This window comes from Nautilia sp., from assembly GCF_053994455.1.
On record NZ_JBMYAU010000002.1, the window covers coordinates 1 to 4,423 of the forward strand.

Sequence of the window (4,423 nt, forward strand, 5' to 3'; positions counted from 1 at the left end):
TGCTCGATGTTTGTGATGAAGTGCATACGATTACCTCGTTAAGCGGATTTGAAGGAATAATCAGGGGAAAAGAGGTTTATACGTACGGTATGCCTTTTTATGCCGGATGGGGTCTTACTATTGACGAAAAAAAATGTGAAAGAAGAAAAAGAAAACTGAGTGTCAATGAGCTGGTAGCCGGGGCGTATATTCTATATCCGAGGTATATTTCACCGAAAACCGGTAAATTTTGCGAAGTTGAAGTACTGATTAAGGATATTGAAGAACTGAAAAATAAGTATAATAACGATATGATTTACAGATTATTAACCGATTTTAGGAATAATATTTTTAGAAAAATTCAGACGGCGGGGAAACTGTTGCAAGATAAATAAAAAATATTTCCCTCAGAACCGTTAAATTAAACTGAAGGATGTTTATAATTGAACAGGGTAGGCGATGTAAAAAATAAAAACATACTGTTGTTACAGGGGCCGATGGGCGATTTTTTTAAAAGGCTTGACAATTATTTCAGGGAAAAAGGGGCTAAGACTTTCCGTATCGGCTTCAATGCCGGGGATTGGCTGTTTTCCAACCATGATAATTTTACTACATTTAAGGGAAAGAAAGAAGAGTGGAGAGAGTTTTTTACCGATTATGTAAAACATAATCGGATTGATAAAATATTTCTGTTCGGAGACTGCAGGTATTATCAGAGTATTGCCGTTGAAATATCGCAGAGATTAGGAATAGACACGTTTGTGTTTGAAGAGGGGTATGTGAGACCCGATTTTGTGACAATGGAAAAATGGGGTGTTAACAACTATTCTCTTATTCCGAGGGAAAGGGATTTTTATGAGAATCTGAAAGAGGGCGGTTTTAAATATCTTGATATAAAACCTGCGAATCCTTCCTTTTTTAAAATGGCTTGGAGCGCAAGCTGGTATTATATTTTTGCATATTTAGGAAAATCTTTTTATCCTTATTATGAACACCACAGGGAACTCAACCCTTTTAAAGAGGCTTTTTACGGTATAAGAAACGCTTACAGAAAATATAAATACAAAATTTTGGAAAAAGGAACGCTTGAAGAGATAATTAAGCTTAAGTATTTTTTTGTTCCTCTTCAGACATATAACGATTTTCAGCTGAAAGTACATTCCAAATTTCATACCATAGAGGAGTTTATAGAGCTTGTAATAAAATCTTTTTCCCTTAATGCTCCCGAGGGAGTGTATCTTGTTATCAAACACCATCCGATGGACAGGGGGAGAAAAGATTATAAAAAACTTATTCAAACAACGGCCGGCAGATACGGCGTAAAAGAAAGGGTTATTACCGTTTACGATTTGCATCTGCCCACACTTCTTCAGCATACTTTGGGTACAGTTACCATAAATTCCACAGTGGGGCTGCAGGCTCTTTTTCATAATTCGCCGGTCAAGGTTTTGGGAGAGGCCATATATGATATAGACGGAATAACGGATCAGAAGTATCTGTGTGAATTTTGGAAAAATCCCCAAAATCCCGATAAAAGGCTTTTTGGAAAATTCAGACAGTTTTTAATAGACAATACGCAGATAAACGGCAGTTTTTACGGATATTTTGATTTTGAACGTTTATAAGTTTGTTTATGTTAATTTGTTATAATTTTAATTATTATTTATTTAAAGGACCGAAGAGTGAAGAACGTAATATTGTGCGGAGGGAGCGGGACGAGGTTATGGCCGTTGAGCAGGAAACTGATGCCAAAACAGTTTTTGAAACTGTTTGAGGAGAAGTCTTTGTTTCAAAAGACAATAAAGAGAAATGCGAAGCTTGTTAATAAATGTATGATAGTTTCGAATGCGGAGCAGTATTTTATAGCGTTGGATCAGCTTGAAGAGCTTAAACATGATAAATTCAATGTAAACAATACGAAATTTTTACTTGAAGAGATAGGAAGGAACACCGCCGCCGCAATAGCGTTTGCCGCACTCGAGAGTGATGATGACGAGATACTTTTTATAACCCCGAGCGATCATCTTATAAAAAATGAGGAGGAATATGAGAAGGCTGTTACGGAGGCGAGAAGACTTGCCGAAGAGGGTAACCTGGTAACGTTCGGTATAAAGCCGGACGAACCTAACAGCGGATACGGATATATAGAAGCCGACGGAAGGGATGTAATTAAGTTTCATGAAAAGCCTAATTTAGATAAAGCAAAAGAATATGTAAAAAAAGGGAATTATTATTGGAACAGCGGAATGTTTATGATGCAGGCAGGCGTGTTTTTGGAAGAACTGAAAAAACATTCCCCTAACGTATACGAAGAAGTAATAAAAAGTTATGAGAAAAGACAGATAGTAAACAATAATCAGGTAAGATTAAAAGAGATGAAAAATATTCCAGATATAAGCGTGGATTATGCGGTAATGGAGAGAAGCGGGAAAATCAAGGTTGTTCCCGGAGAGTTCGAATGGAACGATGTGGGAAGCTTTGATTCGCTGATTAAGGAGATACCTTCGAAAGAGGCTATAGAAATAAACAGCAAAAACAATTTTTATTATATATCAAAAGAGAATAAAATAGTCGCGGCGATAGGTGTGGAGGATCTGATAGTAATAGATACGGCGGATGCTCTTCTTATTACCAAAAAAGGTGAAAGTCAGAAAGTAAAAGACGTCGTAGAAGTGTTAAAAAAAGAGAATAAAGAGCTTACTCTTTCCCATACAGTGGTGCACAGACCGTGGGGGACATATGAGAACCTTATAGACGACAGGGGATACAGAATCAAAAGGATAGTTGTAAAACCCGGAAAAAGACTTTCCCTTCAAAAACATTTCCACAGAAGCGAACACTGGATAGTTGTAAGCGGTACGGCGGAGGTTACTATAGGGGACAAAGTACAGCTGGTAAGACCCAACGAATCGACGTACATACCTATGGGAGAAGTGCACAGGCTGTATAATCCGGGCAAGATACCCGTTGTTTTAATAGAGGCGCAGGTCGGTGAATATACGGGAGAAGACGATATCGTCAGAATTGATGATGATTTTGAAAGATGTTAAAGGATATTTAATTGAAAAACTTTCAGTATTATAAAGATTTGCTGCTCGAACTGACAAAAAAAGATATAAAAGTAAGATATAAAAACAGTTATCTCGGTTATTTGTGGTCGCTGGCCAATCCTTTGTTTTTGGCTCTTATTTTCTATTTTGTTTTTAAAGTGGTGACTAAAGTTCAGATGAAGGATTATACCCTTTTTTTGATAAGCGGGCTTTTTGTATGGCAGTGGATTAACAATTCAATTATGGTAGGAGCGAATCTTTTTATTTCTAATGCCTCTCTTATAAAAAAGGTGAATTTTCCAAGAAATTTTTTGGCGATAGCTTTGGTGCTCAGTGAGGGATTTAATTTTTTAGTTTCTATACCGGTACTTATTATGTTTATGCTGTATTATCATTTTTACCCTTCCGTTTCCTGGATTGTGTATGTTCCCGTACTTTTGTTTGTAACGGGAATATATATTTACGCGCTTACGCTTATCGTTGCGACGGTAAATCTTTTTTTTAGGGATATGGAAAGAATTATAGGACTTCTTTTGACATTTATTTTTTACATGACCCCTATAATATATCCTATGAGTATGATTCCGCAGAAATATCATTATTTAATGTATCTGAATCCTTTTATGACAGTGGTTGTGAACTGGCAGAATCTTGTGTTGAAAAATACAATAGACATAAAATTTTTAGTTCTTTCTTTGGGTTATTCTTTTGTGTTTCTGATAATCGCCCAGGTTGTTTATTCGAAACTGAAATATAAATTTGCGGAGTTGGTATGATAAGAGTAGAATTTAAAAATATAACGAAATATTATACTCTTTTGAATACGGGAGGGATAAAAAACTTTTTACTCAATTTTTTCAGTGAAATAAAAAGAATAAAAAATAACAGATTTCTTGCTTTGGATAATATTTCTTTTAGAATATACGACAGGGATGTAGTGGGAATTATAGGAAAAAACGGTGCGGGCAAGAGTACGACCTTGGGGCTTATAGCAGGGGTGCTCGCACCGTCAGAAGGTGAAGTGTACGTAAAAGGAAGGATTGCGCCTTTACTTGAATTGGGTGCCGGATTCCATCCTGATTTGAGCGGAAGGGAAAATATAATTTTAAACGGTATTCTTTTGGGAATGACAAAAAAAGAGATTATGAGTAAACTTGAAAGCATTATCGAATTCAGTGAAATAGGAGATTTTATTGAACAGCCGATAAGAATATATTCATCGGGAATGATGTCAAGACTCGGTTTTTCGGTGGCGGTTCATACGGATCCTGATATACTGCTTATTGATGAGGTTTTAAGTGTCGGGGATTTTAAGTTTCAGGAAAAAAGCAAGAATAAAATTTATGAATTTAAAGAAAAAGGAAAAACCATAATTTTTGTCAGTCATGATATAG

5 protein-coding genes are annotated in these 4,423 nt (G+C 36.1%); all 5 read left to right on the forward strand.

Going from position 1 to position 4,423, the window contains the following annotated elements; translation table 11 throughout:
* Positions 1 to 374, forward strand: a 374-nt coding sequence (locus ACXJIE_RS00055; protein ID WP_456478937.1) for a capsular polysaccharide export protein, LipB/KpsS family, incomplete at its 5' end; no start/stop codon positions are given.
* Positions 375 to 422: 48 nt separating this feature from the next.
* A complete protein-coding gene (locus ACXJIE_RS00060; protein WP_456478938.1) occupies positions 423 to 1,604 on the forward strand; it encodes a capsule polysaccharide biogenesis protein in 1,182 nt (393 codons plus the stop codon).
* Positions 1,605 to 1,661: 57 nt separating this feature from the next.
* Positions 1,662 to 3,029 (forward strand): mannose-1-phosphate guanylyltransferase/mannose-6-phosphate isomerase, encoded by a 1,368-nt coding sequence (locus ACXJIE_RS00065; RefSeq protein ID WP_456478939.1) that lies wholly within the window; start codon positions 1,662 to 1,664, stop codon positions 3,027 to 3,029.
* Positions 3,030 to 3,040: 11 nt separating this feature from the next.
* Entirely contained in the window at positions 3,041 to 3,805 is a 765-nt protein-coding gene (locus ACXJIE_RS00070; RefSeq protein WP_456478940.1) for an ABC transporter permease, read from the forward strand.
* Positions 3,802 to 4,423, forward strand: a 622-nt coding sequence (locus tag ACXJIE_RS00075) for an ABC transporter ATP-binding protein (RefSeq protein WP_456478941.1), incomplete at its 3' end; no start/stop codon positions are given. The genes ACXJIE_RS00070 and ACXJIE_RS00075, both read left to right, overlap by 4 nt.